This is a genomic window from Amycolatopsis regifaucium (genome assembly GCF_001613935.1).
Taxonomy (GTDB): Bacteria; Actinomycetota; Actinomycetes; order Mycobacteriales; family Pseudonocardiaceae; genus Amycolatopsis; species Amycolatopsis regifaucium.
In genome coordinates, this window is record NZ_LQCI01000004.1 from 1 (window position 1) to 12,005 (window position 12,005).

The following is a 12,005-nucleotide window of genomic DNA, read 5'->3' on the forward strand; positions in this document are numbered from 1 at the left end:
GGGGGACCTTTGCTATCGCGCCGCGATAGCAAAGGTCCCCCGCTCCCCCTTTGGGCGTGGTACGGCTCGGTTTGGTGTTCACTGGGGGCATGGCTGTACACACGCACGACGACATCGACTGGGCGGACCGGCTTCGAGCACTTCGCATGGCCGAAGCGCTCGACGCCGGGCCGTCGCGGGCAGCGGCTCGACAGCTCCTGAAGGGTATGCCGGACAGGCCGACCATCCTCGACGTCGGCTGTGGCGCAGGCGGGATGAGCGTGCTCTTCGCCGAGGAACTCGCGTCCGCCGGTGCCAGGATCGTGCTGGTCGACGCCACCGAGCAGCTGCTGGCCGAGGCACACCGGGTCGTCAGCGCGGCCGCGGGGGACAAGGCCACCGTCGAGACGATCCACGCCGACGTGGCCGACGGCGATTTGCCCGCGAAGCTCCCTGCCGCCGATTTGGTCTGGGCTTCTCGTGTGGTCCACCACTTGCCCGACCAGCAAGCGGCAATCAGCACTTTCGCCCGGCTCGCCCGCCCCGGCGGCTTGGTCGCCATTTCCGAGGGCGGCCTGGACTTCAACTGTCTTCCCTGGGACCTCGGCATCGGCCGGCCAGGACTCGAGGGTCGGCTGCTCGCCGCACGAGGTGAGTGGTTCGCCGAAATGCGGGCAGGCATCCCTGGCTCCGTCTCCATGCCCTACGGCTGGAACATCGCGCTTCAGCGGGCAGGCCTCGACAACGTCGACTCCATCGGTGTGCTCATCCATCACCCGGCGCCCGGGTCGGAACTGCTGCGCGACTTCGTGGTCGACCGGGTCATGTGGTTGGCCGACGTGGCGGGTGATCGCCTGAGCAGCGACGATCGCAAGACCGCGGCCGCCCTGGTGGATCCGGCGAGCCCCGCCTTCCTCGGCGCGCGCCAGGACCTGTTCCTGCAGGGGACGAAGACGATCCAGTGTGGACGGCAGCCTTGAGCGACCAGGTCGGCTGCTCGTTGTGCGGCAGGATTCGCGGTGTCGACGAGGAAGCCGCGCAGACGCTCGCCTGGGTTTCCACCCGGGAGAAGAACGTCGTGCGATGGATGTGCCCTACCTGCGCTCGCCGTCACGCGCGCGACATCGAGGGAAAGCTTCCGGACGAGTATTGGTGAGCCCCTCAGGCGGCATCATCGATCTGACCGATCGTGCGGACCTTCGGCCGAGGCGTCCGTGCTGCTTCCGCGTACCCCCTGACGAGCTCGGTCGCCACTTCCTTCGGAACCTTTCTCAGCTGGTCGATGGTGCAGCGGACCAGCACTGTCCCAGTCGCGGTCAGGGCCAGCGGATGAAAGTTTGCGGCGCCCTGTCTCGGCGCACGGAATTGCCATGCCAGGCCGATGTCGTCCCACCAGGCGTCGGCGGCGCCGATCGGCCGCCCACGCCGGTCGCAGATCGTCACGTTCCATGAGGGCGAGGGCAGCGGGCAGCCATCGAGCGCCTGCTTCGCCAGTCCGCACGCGTAGGTCTCTTCGGGATCGACACGGCGCAGAGCCGCACGGACCGCGGCTGAGCCTCGTCGGTTACCGGCATCGAGCTCTTCCTTCAGTTCTTCGAGCGTGCACAGGCCCCAATACAGCGGTAGCGAGATCAGCTCGTCGATCCGGGCCGGATCGAGCTCCAGGCGAGCGAGATCGAGTGCGGCGCGGGCGGGAGGGGCGAACGGGACGCCGTCGATCAAGGTCGGCGGCGGCATCCGCGTGGTTCTTCGGGGCAGCATGCCGGGTTCCGCCGGCATGCGCCGGTAGTCGGGGACGAGGAGGTGAACCTCGCGCGTCACCGGGCAGTCGACACCTCGCGCGCGAAGCGCGTCGGCGCCCGTCACCACCACGTCCGGTCCGAACCGTGCGACGGCGGCCTGTAGCAGCTGAAGCCGGGTGGGCGCGGAGTCGCGCAACAGGATCACACCCGGCATCAGCCTTCGCCAAGGACCACCCGGCCCGCAGAGCTTCGCGGCGTGACGCGCGGTCACGCCTGCTTTGCGAAGCTCGCGGCTGGTGATGATCCCGGACTCGCAGGTGTTACTGAGCGCCATCAGTCGAGCGCTTCGTGTAGTGGTCATGTATCGAGGATGACCGTTGGGCCGTCCGGGTGGAACCGCTTTCCGCAAGTTGTGGACAACTCGCCCGGGGGCTCCGAATTTCGGCCCAGTCCCAACGATCCCTGTGGATAACTTCTCAGGCCGCGAAGCCGGGCTGCCACCGTTCGACGATCGCTCGGGCGGGAATCTCCGCGTCGAGCTGACACAGGATGCCGGTCGATCCGGCGGTGACCCGGTGGATCATGAGGTACTCGGGCGGCAGGTTGAGGGAGCGGCCGATCCGGAAATCCTGGCCGCGGGTGTCCCCCACCCGGCCAGCCTGACGCTGCATCCAGCGGCGGGTGAAGTGGAACGTCTCTCCCGCCAGCGGTTCGGTGAACGGCGCGAGATAGGCGAGCACGTCGTCGGCCTGCAGGTCCGCGTCTGCCCGGATGAAGCCGGACTCCCTGAGCAGCCGCATCAGCTTCGAGGACTCCCCGTCGAGCGCCAGCCGGGTCATCTCGCCCAGATGCTGCGGAATGCCTTCGGGCAGCCGGGACACTCCGCCGAAGTCGATCACGCACAGCCTGCCGTCGGCGGTCAGCATGAAGTTGCCTGGGTGCGGGTCCGAATGCAGGAGCCGGGCCCGTTCCGGCGACGAGTAGTGGAACTCGGTGAGCAGACGGCCGGCGCGGTCCCGCGCCTCTTTGTCGCCGCCGGCGATGATCTTCGAAAGCGGTGTGCCGGTGACCCACTCCGTGACGACGACCTTCGGCGCGCTGGCGACCACCCGGGGGATCAGGAAGCCCGGGACGCCTTCGAAAGCCTTCACGAAGGCACGCTGGTTTTGGGCTTCTGCCTGGTAGTCGAGCTCTTCGTTCATTCGCTCGGCCAGTTCCGCCAGGAGAGGTTTCACTTCGGTTCCCGGTATGAAGGCCTGGAACAGCCTGCTGAAACGCTGAAGCTGGCGAAGGTCGCTTCGTAGCGCGTCATCGGCGCCGGGGTACTGGACCTTGACGGCGACTTCGCGACCGTCGTGCCAGGTCGCGCGGTGGACCTGGCCGATGCTCGCGGCCGCTGCCGGCTCGTCGTCGAAGGCGGCGAACCGCTGCTGCCAGCTACGTCCCAGCTGCTCGGCGAGGACGCGGTGGGTCTGCCGGGCCGGCATGGGCGGTGCCGCGGCCTGGAGCTTGGTCAGGGCCTCGCGATAGGGCTTCGCCATCTCATCCGGCACCGCGGCTTCGAAGACGCTGAGAGCTTGGCCGAACTTCATGGCGCCGCCCTTGAGCGTCCCGAGGACCTCGAAGAGCTGTTCCGCTGCTTTCGCGGACAAGGTCGCATTGACTTCTTCGGCGCTCTGCCCGGTCAGTCGTCGGCCCCAGCCGCCGACCGCCCTGCCCGCTATGCCGAGCGGGATACTGGCCAGCTTCGCCGTGCGCGCAGCCCCTTTGCGGGGAATGGCGGTTTCACGGTCCTCGGCGCTGCGGGAGTCGGTCACCTTCGCGATTCTGCCTTGATTCACTCCGCGCGCGCAGCCTGTCGAGGGCGCGCGTGTGGGCTACGTCGCTCGCCGTATCACCGAGCGCCGCATCCGCATCCGCTGTGCGGCGGCCAATCGCGATGGCGGATCGCGCCGTCGAAGAAGTCGATCTCGAGGGTGGCGTTCCACGCGGGCGGTGCCTGGTCGCCGGGTGAGAGCAGCCGGAGTGCCTGGGCGGAGGCCAGCGCGGCGCACGCCTGCACGGCGCCGAGATCCGGTCGTTGCACGCGTCCGGCGAGCTGGCTCGCCACCCTGGGCCAGGACTTGTCGAGGCCGGAACGGTGCAGGTCGGCACAGCGCAGGCAGCTGCTGCGGCCGGGTACCACCAGCGGCCCGACGATGCCGACGCCGTCCCGTACGCGCACTGGCAGGTGGCTTACGCCGTCTCGAACGAGCTCATCGACGACTTCGGGCGCGGGCACCACGGCGTCGGCGAGTAGCGCGAGTTCCGGCTGCCGGTCCGCGTAGAGCCGGGTGGTCGACGTGTTCGCCCCGGCGCGGTGCACCACCTGCGCCATCGCTTCCCTGCGCGGCATGCCGATTTCGGCCTCGGTGTACCCCGAGCCCAGATCTTGGGCGAGAACCGTGCCTGTCGCCCGGACGTCGATGTGTCCGATTCCGGCGTTGGCGAGCAGTACGGCGATGGCCACGGCCAGCCGTCCGTCGCCGTGGACGGCCACCGCGGTGCGCTTGCGACGGGCCGTCATGGCCGCCTGATGGTGGCGGGCGCGGAGCGACCACAGTCCCGTCTCCGGTCTTGGCCGTGGATGCCGTCCGGGCTCCCCGGCGTCGGTCACGAGCCCGCGGGCCGCCAGATCCGTCATCAAGTCCCGCAACTGTTCATCGTGTTCGCTTTGCGCGAGCACGATGTCGTCGGCGGCCCGTTTCCCGTCCAGTCCGCGGACGGCTTCGGCCACCTCGGCGGCGACTCCGGCGATCACGACGGCGTGGGCGGGGTCGAGGCCGATCTGGATCTCACCGTTCCCGCGTTCCAGCACATCGAGGCCGGGAAGCAGGGCCGGGAAGGCGGGCACGGCGATCGATCGCAGATCCGGTTCGCGAAGGTTCACGATCCCAGGATCGCACTGGCCCGCTAACCGCCCACTAAGAAAAACCCGAGTTATCCACAGGTGGGTCCCGTTGTGGACAACTCGGGGCTGTGACCTTTCGGCTCTCGGAGTTGTCGGTGACTGGCCTTACCGTGGTCGAGTGGTCGAAGCACGGATGCCCTCATTGAGGAGCCGGGACAAGACGATTCCTCCGTCGGACGGTCCCGAACACAAGGTCGAGGTACGGCGTAGCCAGCGCCGTCACCGGACCGTCACCGCGTACTGGGACGAGGACACCCTCGTCGTGCTGATTCCGGCCCGGATGACCCGGGCCGAGGAGAAGCACTGGGTAGCCGAGATGCAGCGCAAGCTGCTGCGCACGGGCCCGAGGCGGGCGGCTCCGCCGAAGGCCTCGGACGAGGCACTGCTGGCGCGCTGCGCCGTGCTCTCGGCGAAGTATCTGGACGGAAAGGCGATACCCGCGAGCGTTCGCTGGGTGCCGCCGATGCGCACGAGGTGGGCGTCCTGCACGCCGGTCGACGCGACGATCAGGGTCAGCGATCGTCTGCGCCGGGTGCCGGCCTGGGTGCTGGACTACGTCCTCGTGCACGAACTCGCGCATTTGCAAGAACCAGGGCACAACGCGGCGTTCTGGGAGCTCGTTCGCCGTTATCCCAAGACCGAGCGCGCCATCGGCTACCTGGAGGGCCTGTCCTCCGCCGCCGGATGGGGCATCGCGGCGGAGGACTGACGTGCCTCAGTTCTTGTCTTCGTCGCCCTTGTCCTTCTCACGCTGGGTGCGTTCGATCTCGGCGATCGGGTCGATGCCGTCGAGGGTCGACTCGCCGTCGCCGAGACGTTCGGAGAAATCGAGCGGCTCGTCGAGGTCCTCGGCGGTCGGCATGAGGTCGGGGTGGGACCAGAGTCCATCCCTCTTCTCGATGCCGTGCTGGTCGCCGACCAGCTTCCACAGCGAAGAGGCCGCCCGCATCCGCCTCGGCCGGAGCTCGAGCCCGACCAGGGTGGCGAAGGTCTGCTCGGCGGGGCCACCCGTGGCCCGGCGTCGGCGCAGTGTCTCCCGGAGCGCGTCCGCGCCCGGGAGGCGGTCGCCGATGGCCTCGGCGACAACGACGTCGACCCAGCCCTCGACCAGCGCGAGCAGTGTCTCGAGCCGGTTCAGCGCAGCCTTCTGCTCGGGCGAGGTCTGGGGTTCGAGGAGACCGGAGGACATGGCCTCTTCGATGCTGGCGGGGTTCGACGGGTCGATTTGGCCCGCGAGTTGTTCCAGCGCCGAAGTGTCGACGGAGATACCACTGGCGAACTCCTCGACGGTGGCGAGGAGGCGCTGCCGCAGCCAGGGAACGTGGGCGAACAACCGCTGGTGGGCGGCCTCGCGCGCGGCGATGAAGACCAGCACTTCGCTGGTCGGCAGTTCCAGGCCTTCGGTGAACTTCTCGATGTTCGCCGGCAGGAGCGCGGAGGTGGCCGCAGGGCCCAGCGGAAGGCCGACCTCGGTGGAGGTGAGCACTTCGGAAGCCAACTGAGCCAGGGCGTTGCCGAGTTGGGAGCCGAAGGCCATCCCGCCCATCTGCCCCATCATCGAGAGGAGCGGACCGGCGGCCTGTTTGGCCTCCTCGGGCAGGGCCTGGACCCATGCGCCCGAGACCTGCTGGGCGACGGGATCACAGAGGCGTTGCCAGGTGGGCAGGGTCTTTTCGACCCAGGTACGCGCGGACCACGCGACGGTCGTCGAGGCACCGGCGGGCAGGATCGTCGCGGCGTCGAGCCATAGCTCGGCCAGGTGCGCGGCGTCACGGACCGCGGTGCTCGAGTCGCCGCCGCTGGACGGCGAAAAGCCGAGCTGGACGTCGCCGCTGTCGCTGCTGCTGAGGTTCTGCAGCGCGATCTGTTTCGCCAGGTCGTAATTGACCGGCCCGGTCGAGCTGCCGGCCTGGCTGAGCATCTGGCCCAGCTGGCTGAGCATCTGACCGAGCTGATTGAAGGCCTCGGCGCCGGAGGGCTGGCCGCCGGAGTCCGACGGCTCGTTCTCGCCTCGTTTGTCGGGATCGGGCGGTCCGAAGCCGAACGGGGGTTTGCTCATGGCACCACCGTACGCGGGTCCTGGGACCCAGAGCTCGTCAACTGGAGGGATGAGCGTGGCCTTCACCGAGAAGCGAACACCGTCACCGTACGCTGTCACGCGTGACAGAGCCCTCGGAGGAGACCACAGCAGCGCGGAGCCGTGCGGGGTCCGCGAGTGACCAGGACCGCTCCGAACGGCGGTTGACCCGGCGAGGCTGGACGCTGCTGGTCAGCGGCGCTTTGTTCGTGGTCTTCGCGCTGGTCGGGTTCTTCATCCCGGTGCCGTATGTGGCGATCAGTCCCGGCCCGACCTACGACACGCTCGGCAAGGACGCCGCCGGGCAGTCGGTGATCCAGGTCAACGGGCATGAGGTCTTCCAGACCTCCGGTGAGCTCCGCATGACGACGGTCTCCCTGCGCGATGGCGGCATCACGCTGTTCAACGCGCTCGGGCTCTGGGCGAGCGGCCGGTTTGCGCTGGCCCCGCGCGAGGAGTACTTCAAGCCCGGCGAGACCAACGAGCAGGTCCGCCAGGAGAACATCCAGCAGTTGCAGGACTCGCAGACCGCCGCGCAGGTCGCCGCGCTGCGCCGCAAGTTCCCGGTGAAGGTGCTCGCGAAAACGATCGTCTCCGGCAGCCCTGCGGACAAGGTGCTGGCCCCGGGCGACCGGCTGATCGTGGTCAACGGGCAGACGGTCAAAGAGGCGACCGACGTGCGGGCCGCGCTGAACGGCACCAAGCCGGGGCAGACCGTGCAGATCACCTTCAAATCCGACGGTCAGGCCGAGCGCACCGTGCCTCTCACGCTCGCGCAGCGGCCCGACGGCCCGGAAGGCTTCATGGGCCTGACCGCGGTGGACCGCGCGGACGTCCCGTTCGATGTGAAGATCTCGCTGCAGGACGTCGGCGGCCCGTCGGCCGGCCTGATGTTCGCGCTCGCGATCGTCGACAAGATGGAACCCGGCGACCTCGCCGGTGGCAGGCATATCGCCGGGACGGGCGAGATCTCGGAGAAGGGTGTCGTCGGTGCGATCGGCGGCATCTCGTTCAAGGTGGTCGGCGCCCGCGAGGCCGGCGCGACCGACTTCCTGGTGCCCGCGCACAACTGCGCCGAGGCGAAGACCGCCGCGCCCGATGGCCTGAACTTGATCAAGGTGTCCACGCTGGACGAGGCGATCGCGCAGCTCGAGAACCTCAAAGCGGGCAGGCCCACCGCCTCCTGCTGACCGCCGGGGGAGCAAGGGACCTTTGCTATCGCCTACGGGTCTGACGAGAGCAAGGGACCTTTGGTATCGCTCCGTCCCGCGTCCGGGTCGGCGATAGCAAAGGTCCCTTGCTCTCTTTTGCTGGTCAGGGCTGCAGCGTCGCCTTCAGGGCTTCGAGCAGGTTCGGGGCCAGTTCCGGGTTCTCGATGATCTCGTCGACTGGGACGTCGCCGGGTTCTCCGGACTGTCCGGCACCGCGAAGCCGCAGGACGCATGCTCCGGCGCCGTCCCGCAGCACCGCGGCCACGAGCCTGGCTTCCGTGCGGCGCGGGTGGTCGGCGGCCGCTTGGCGCAGGCGTTCGGCATCGGTCTCGGGTACCACCGGAAGCTCCGCTTCGGCGTCCGGCGGGAGCACGATGATCTCTTGCGCGAGGGCGCAACCCAGTACGAGGTCCGGCCACGCGATCTGCGCCAGCGCTTCACCGAGATCACCGTCGGGCAGCGACTCCTGGGCGACGGGCGTCAGCGGGGCTGACGGGTCGAGTTGCCCGGCCAACTCAGGCTGCTCATCCAGCAGCGCCGCTGTCGGGACCAGCGCGAACAACTGCGGCGGCTGATCCCATCCTCCAGAGGCGACGAACTCCTCGACTTCGCGGGCCAGGCCGGCCACGCCCTGCTGCTCACTCGGTGCCATTGGCTCATCGTTCCAGGCGGTCATGGTGGCAACCTTCCGAGTCCGGTTTGGGCGGGTTCCGGGAACTTCCGACCGCATCCGTAGAGTTAGAGCATCAGGGGCCGCACGCGGTACGCGCGCCCCCGCGAAAAGTTCACCAAACCAGGAGCGTGTGCAGTGGCCACTCGGCCCCCCGTGAGCCTGCCGAAGCTGTCCCGGCGCAGCCGGATCCTGCTCATCATCGCCGCCGTAGTCATTCTGGCGCTGCTGCTGGGCGCGAGACTGCTGGACACCTATGTCGACTGGCTGTGGTTCGGCGAGGTCGGTGCGCGGCCGGTGTTCAGCACGGTGTTGATCACCCGCGTCGTCTTGTTTTTCGCCGTAGGGCTCTTGGTGGGCGGTGCGCTGGCGATCAGTTTGATGATCGCCTATCGGACCAGGCCGGTCTTCGTGCCGATCTCCGGCAACGACGACCCGCTCGCGCGCTACCGGTCCGCCATCGTCGGCCGGATCCGCCTGTTCGGCATCGGCATCCCGGTACTCACCGGGCTCATCGCCGGCGCGTCCGCGCAGAGCGACTGGCAGGTCGTGCAGCTGTTCCTCAACGGCACACCGTTCGGCCAGACCGATCCCGAGTTCGGCAATGACGTCGGCTTCTACGCCTTCGATCTGCCGTTCTACAACTGGCTCCTGGGCTGGCTGTTCATCGCGGTCGTCATCGCGTTCTTCGGCGCGCTGATCTCGCACTACGTCTTCGGCGGCATCCGGCTCGCGGGCAAGGGCGGCCAGCTCGCCGGCCCGACCCGGGCCCAGCTCGCCATCACCATCGGCCTCTTCGTGCTGTTGAAGGCGGTCGAGTACTTCTTCGACCGCTACAACCTGCTCCTCTCCGATCGCGGAGCCCCGCTGTTCGTCGGTGCGACCTACACCGACCTGAACGCGGTACTGCCCGCGAAGCTGATCCTGCTGTGCATTTCGGTGATCTGCGCCGTCGCGTTCTTCGCCGGTGCGTTCCTGCGCAACCTGCAGCTGCCCGCGATCGCGTTGGTGCTGCTGATCCTGTCGAACGTGCTCGTCGGTGTCGCCTGGCCCGCGGTGCTCGACCAGTTCTCGGTGCGTCCCAACGCGAACGAGAAGGAATCCGCGTCGATCCAGCGCAACATGGACGCGACCCGTCAGGCGTTCGGCCTGACCAACGTCGAGTACAAGGACTACACCGGCAAGTCCGAGGCGACCTCCGCGGAGATCAAGGCGGACAAGGGGACCGTCCCGAACATCCGGCTCCTCGACCCGAACGTTCTCAGCGACACCTTCACCCAGCGCGTCGGTCGGGAGAACTTCTACGGCTTCCCGTCCAAGCTGGACATCGACCGCTACACCCTCAACGGTGTCACGCAGGACTACATCGTCGCGGCCAAGGAGATCAAGACCGAGGGTCTCACCGGCAACCAGACGAACTGGATCAACAAGCACCTCGTCTACACGCACGGAAACGGCTTCGTCGCCGCGCCGGCCAACACGATCGACCGCGCGCTGAAGGACGCCAACTCCGACGGCGGCTATCCGATCGCCACCACCAGCGACACCCAGAACCCGACGGGTGCCGGCGCGACCGACCCGGCCAAGCCGGGCATCAAGGTCGACGAGCCCCGCATCTACTACGGCGAGCTCGCGACCGATGCCGCGTACGCGATCGTCGGCGGCAAGGCCGGGCAGGCGCCCGGCGAGTACGACACCGCCGTCGACCGTGCCTACATCTACAAGGGCTCCGGCGGCGTGCCGATCGACAACTGGTTCAACCGGCTCGTCTTCGCCGCCGAGTACGGCGAGCGGAACATCCTGTTCTCCGACGCCATCGGCGACGGATCCAAGATCATGTTCAATCGCGAGCCTCGCGATCGCGTCGCCAAGATCGCCCCGTGGCTGACCCTCGACGGCGACCCGTATCCGGCGGTCGTCGACGGCAAGATCAAGTGGATCATCGACGGCTACACGACGATGAACAACTTCCCGTACGCCCAGCAGACCCAGCTCGGGCAGGCCACCAACGACTCGCTCAGCGGCACCACCCGCCAGTCGAACGCCTCGATCAACTACATCCGCAACTCGGTCAAGGCCACCGTTGACGCGTTCGACGGCACCGTGAACCTGTACGGCGTCGAGGACAACGAGCCCGTGCTCAACGCCTGGAAGAAGGTCTTCCCGGGCCTGGTCAAGCCGAGCAGCGAGATCTCACCGGATCTGCGGTCGCACTTCCGCTACCCCGAAGATCTCTTCAAGGTGCAGCGGGAACTCCTGTCGAAGTACCACGTGAACAACCCGGCGGAGTTCTACGCCCAGCAGGCCTTCTGGAGTGTTCCGCAGGACCCGACGCAGGAAGGCGGCGTGAACGCGTCGGCGTCCGGCATCGCCAACCAGCCCGGCTACTACGTCCTGGCCACCGCGCCGGGCGACAGCAAGTCACGGTTCCAGCTCACCAGTTCGCTCACCGGTCTCCAGCGGCAGTACCTGGCCGCCTGGATGTCGGTGTCCTCGGATCCCGAGGACTACGGGAAGATGCGGGTCCTCAGACTGCCGACAGGGGCCAGTGGCTCCACCCAGGTCGACGGTCCCGTCCAGGTCCAGAACAGATTCCAAAGTGACCCCCGGGTCGCGCAGGACCGGACCCTGTTCAACAACCCGAACGTCACCGTCACCTACGGAAACCTGATCACGCTGCCTGTCGCCAACGGCTTCCTCTATGTGGAACCCGTCTACATCCGGCAACGGAACCAGCTGAGCTATCCCCAGTTGGCCCGCGTCCTGGTCTCCTACGGCACCAAGATCGGCTTCGCGCCGACACTCAACGAAGCTCTCGACCAGGTCTTCGGCGCCGGCACCGGTTCCGGGGTCACACCGCCTCAGACCGGTGGCACCCCCGGACCCACGACGCCGCAACAGCCCGGGACGACACCGCCGCAGCAGCCGCCCGCCGGTGGCAACCCGGCGCTCGACAAGGCCGCGGCCGAGATGCACGACGCGTGGGGCAAGTTCAAGGCGGCCCAGCAGGGGGGCAACTACGCGGACCAGGGTGCCGCCCTCGCCGCACTCGATGCCGCGTACAGGGCTTACGAGGCGGCTAAGGCCAATCCCCCGGCCAGTAACCCGCCCGCAACCAGCGCTCCGCCGCCCACCGGCCAACCCGGAGGGTGACGTCGCTTACCAAAAGGGCACCTGCTTTGCGTCTGCTCGAAACGCAGGCGTAAGGTAGGTGTCACGACGCGGGGTGGAGCAGCTCGGTAGCTCGCTGGGCTCATAACCCAGAGGTCGCAGGTTCAAATCCTGTCCCCGCTACAGAGGTCGGAGGCGTGTGTCTGCGGAAATCGCAGACCACGCCTCCTTCGCATTTCTCCCGGGGGGTCGAACCCCCGAACCC

General features: G+C 68.0%; 10 protein-coding genes and 1 tRNA gene. 6 read left to right on the forward strand and 5 right to left on the reverse strand.

From position 1 onward, the window contains the following. Nucleotides 1–89: 89 nt before the first annotated feature. Both AVL48_RS07330 and AVL48_RS07335 read left to right on the forward strand, forming a co-directional pair. Entirely contained in the window at nucleotides 90–959 is an 870-nt protein-coding gene (locus AVL48_RS07330) for a class I SAM-dependent methyltransferase (RefSeq protein ID WP_061981165.1), read from the forward strand. Then, nucleotides 956–1,135: a hypothetical protein gene (locus AVL48_RS07335; RefSeq protein ID WP_061981564.1), complete on the forward strand. Its 180-nt coding sequence runs from the start codon at nucleotides 956–958 to the stop codon at nucleotides 1,133–1,135. The genes AVL48_RS07330 and AVL48_RS07335 overlap by 4 nt, the downstream gene beginning before the upstream one ends. Nucleotides 1,136–1,140: 5 nt before the next feature. On the opposite strand, the gene AVL48_RS07340 is transcribed toward AVL48_RS07335, so the two are convergent. The 3 genes from AVL48_RS07340 to AVL48_RS07350 all read right to left on the reverse strand — a co-directional run bounded on the left by AVL48_RS07340 (nucleotide 1,141) and on the right by AVL48_RS07350 (nucleotide 4,650). After that, nucleotides 1,141–2,055, reverse strand: coding sequence for a hypothetical protein (locus tag AVL48_RS07340; RefSeq protein ID WP_061981166.1), 915 nt, complete (start codon nucleotides 2,053–2,055; stop codon nucleotides 1,141–1,143). Between the two features lie 142 nt (nucleotides 2,056–2,197). Continuing rightward, on the reverse strand, nucleotides 2,198–3,538 hold the full coding sequence (locus AVL48_RS07345) for an ABC1 kinase family protein (protein ID WP_061981565.1): 1,341 nt from the start codon (nucleotides 3,536–3,538) through the stop codon (nucleotides 2,198–2,200). A 77-nt stretch (nucleotides 3,539–3,615) separates the two neighbouring features. Beyond that, a complete protein-coding gene (locus AVL48_RS07350; protein ID WP_061981167.1) occupies nucleotides 3,616–4,650 on the reverse strand; it encodes a hypothetical protein in 1,035 nt (344 codons plus the stop codon). Between the two features lie 163 nt (nucleotides 4,651–4,813). On the opposite strand from AVL48_RS07350, the gene AVL48_RS07355 reads away from it, so the two are divergent. Next, nucleotides 4,814–5,380, forward strand: a complete 567-nt coding sequence (locus AVL48_RS07355; RefSeq protein ID WP_061981566.1) for a M48 family metallopeptidase — start codon at nucleotides 4,814–4,816, stop codon at nucleotides 5,378–5,380. 6 nt (nucleotides 5,381–5,386) lie between these two features. Here the strand turns inward: AVL48_RS07355 and AVL48_RS07360 are convergent, their stop codons facing one another. Then, nucleotides 5,387–6,730, reverse strand: coding sequence for a zinc-dependent metalloprotease (locus tag AVL48_RS07360; RefSeq protein ID WP_061981168.1), 1,344 nt, complete (start codon nucleotides 6,728–6,730; stop codon nucleotides 5,387–5,389). Between the two features lie 203 nt (nucleotides 6,731–6,933). On the opposite strand from AVL48_RS07360, the gene AVL48_RS07365 reads away from it, so the two are divergent. After that, complete coding sequence (locus AVL48_RS07365; protein ID WP_208616219.1) at nucleotides 6,934–7,938, forward strand: YlbL family protein; 1,005 nt, start codon at nucleotides 6,934–6,936, stop codon at nucleotides 7,936–7,938. A 124-nt stretch (nucleotides 7,939–8,062) separates the two neighbouring features. Here the strand turns inward: AVL48_RS07365 and AVL48_RS07370 are convergent, their stop codons facing one another. Beyond that, nucleotides 8,063–8,611 (reverse strand): PPA1309 family protein, encoded by a 549-nt coding sequence (locus tag AVL48_RS07370; RefSeq protein WP_061981170.1) that lies wholly within the window; start codon nucleotides 8,609–8,611, stop codon nucleotides 8,063–8,065. Between the two features lie 156 nt (nucleotides 8,612–8,767). Between AVL48_RS07370 and AVL48_RS07375 the strand changes: the two genes are divergently transcribed. Continuing rightward, on the forward strand, nucleotides 8,768–11,782 hold the full coding sequence (locus tag AVL48_RS07375; protein WP_061981171.1) for a UPF0182 family protein: 3,015 nt from the start codon (nucleotides 8,768–8,770) through the stop codon (nucleotides 11,780–11,782). A 67-nt stretch (nucleotides 11,783–11,849) separates the two neighbouring features. Further along, nucleotides 11,850–11,923 (forward strand) — tRNA-Met (locus tag AVL48_RS07380). Nucleotides 11,924–12,005 lie beyond the last annotated feature (82 nt).

What these genes read in the sequence shown, in the direction of transcription:
- AVL48_RS07330 (WP_061981165.1), top strand. Translation starts at nt 90, where the DNA reads ATGGCTGTACACACGCACGACGACATCGACTGGGCGGACCGGCTTCGA.
- AVL48_RS07340 (WP_061981166.1), bottom strand. Translation starts at nt 2,055, where the DNA reads ATGGCGCTCAGTAACACCTGCGAGTCCGGGATCATCACCAGCCGCGAG.
- AVL48_RS07370 (WP_061981170.1), bottom strand. Translation starts at nt 8,611, where the DNA reads ATGGCACCGAGTGAGCAGCAGGGCGTGGCCGGCCTGGCCCGCGAAGTC.
- AVL48_RS07360 (WP_061981168.1), bottom strand. Translation starts at nt 6,730, where the DNA reads ATGAGCAAACCCCCGTTCGGCTTCGGACCGCCCGATCCCGACAAACGA.